This is a genomic window from uncultured Microbulbifer sp. (genome assembly GCF_947504145.1).
Lineage (GTDB): Bacteria > Pseudomonadota > Gammaproteobacteria > Pseudomonadales > Cellvibrionaceae > Microbulbifer.
In genome coordinates, this window is the sequence record NZ_CANNGQ010000012.1 from 1 (window position 1) to 1,603 (window position 1,603).

Annotated in this window: 1 protein-coding gene; it reads left to right on the plus strand. The window is 44.9% G+C overall.

Annotated features, from left to right (window positions below; genetic code table 11):
* Positions 1–1,096 precede the first annotated feature (1,096 nt).
* Positions 1,097–1,522 (plus strand): hypothetical protein, encoded by a 426-nt coding sequence (locus Q1A74_RS18380; protein WP_299599717.1) that lies wholly within the window; start codon positions 1,097–1,099, stop codon positions 1,520–1,522.
* Positions 1,523–1,603: the final 81 nt, after the last annotated feature.

The following is a 1,603-nucleotide window of genomic DNA, read 5'->3' on the forward strand; positions in this document are numbered from 1 at the left end:
TTTTGCGCGGGTCGCTGCGCTCCTATTTTCGCGCAAAACGCGCACAAGGCAAGCTGCCCCTGCCGGCGGCGTTATGCGTTGCTGTTGTAATCGAGTCGCCATCAAGGAATTTTTAAATTGTCCAAGAAAAAAGGAAAGTTGAGAGCTGTTATATATGTGGTATTTTGTGTCATTGCTCTCATAGGTGGTGCTTTTCAAGCGGTTGGTCTTATCTCTGGAATGATGGACGTTACTCCCAGCGGAGAATGGGTGTACAAGCTAGTCATACCGTCACTTATTATTATGGTGGTTATGTTCACAGGTGGGTATATTGTGGCTCCACGGGACAAATCGTGGATAGTATTTTATTTAGTCTCGAGTGTTCCGATAGGGCTAGTATCACTAATTATGATTCCGCCACTTGCTCTTGTGCTATTTCCACTGCTATTCGTTACAGTTGGGCTAACCTCATTCTGTGGCCATGAATTTAGTATGAGGAAACTGCGAGGTCGCGCATAACAATCAGCGGCAGAGCGACAGCCAACGCTACGCACTTTTTGTGTTACTCGCTGGCGCTCAAACATTAACACAAAAAGCGCTCCGCGCTGGCTGCGCCTGCGCTGAGCGTTATGCAATATGAATTCAGATAGATTTGCTCCACACTTTCTACTAGCAATTATTCTTTTCATATTTGGCTCTCTGTCGTACTGTGCGTTTGAGCCAAGTAGAACGACATTTACATATATCCAGGCAAATGTGTTTAATCATGTCGGTGGGCGTGGCAAGGCTTCTTCGGACCCGCATTTTCAAGTTGAATTGCCAAGTGGTATAAAAATTAGTGTGCGAGATTGGGGTTTCCTTCCTGAAAGCTATAGAGGTCCAATTGTTCTTGAAGTAAGAGAGGGTAATGTGAGTGGAAGGCCAATTTATCGCATTGATGAAGATCGCACTTCGGCCATGCATAACAATCACGGGCAGTGAAGCTCCAGCCCTTCGGGCCTCCGCGGGACGGCTTACCTTATGCACGTTTTGCGCGGTTCGCTTCGCTCCCATTTTCGCGCAAATCGCGCATAAGGTAAGCCGCCCCTGCCGTGGGCGTTATGAGTACAGGGTAGAAATGAAGATTATACTCACAGTGATTTTTATGCTCACTACTGTAAGTTGTTTTGCAGGTTCATGTGGAGAATCACCGCTTATAAGCACAGCAAATGCAGATGGTAAAAAAGTAGGAATTTTTGCAAAAAGCGGAGACTTTGAGGAGTCTCTTAAGTGGGATATAAATCATGGAGAGCCACCGCTATCTATCTCTAAGGCAGTAGGAATTGTTCAGGCTTGGTCGAAAAACTACTATTCGAAGTTCGATACTGTATTAGTGCATAGTTTTAATATGCAAGAATTTACTTGTTGGGGAAGAACAGGACATTGGCTATATGTTTTTCAATTGATTCCCGTTATTGACGGAAATAGGTTGTTCAGCAGCTCATATATGGCGGCAGTAACAATGTCAGGAAAGGTTTTGGAACCTCAAGCCATTAGTGAATAACTCATAACAAGCGACTGTGGTGTCAACCACCCCAAATTTAAGTTGCGCACCACGCTTGTTTTTCTCGAATCATCGCATTCA

What these genes read in the sequence shown, in the direction of transcription:
- Q1A74_RS18380 (WP_299599717.1), top strand. Translation starts at nt 1,097, where the DNA reads ATGAAGATTATACTCACAGTGATTTTTATGCTCACTACTGTAAGTTGT.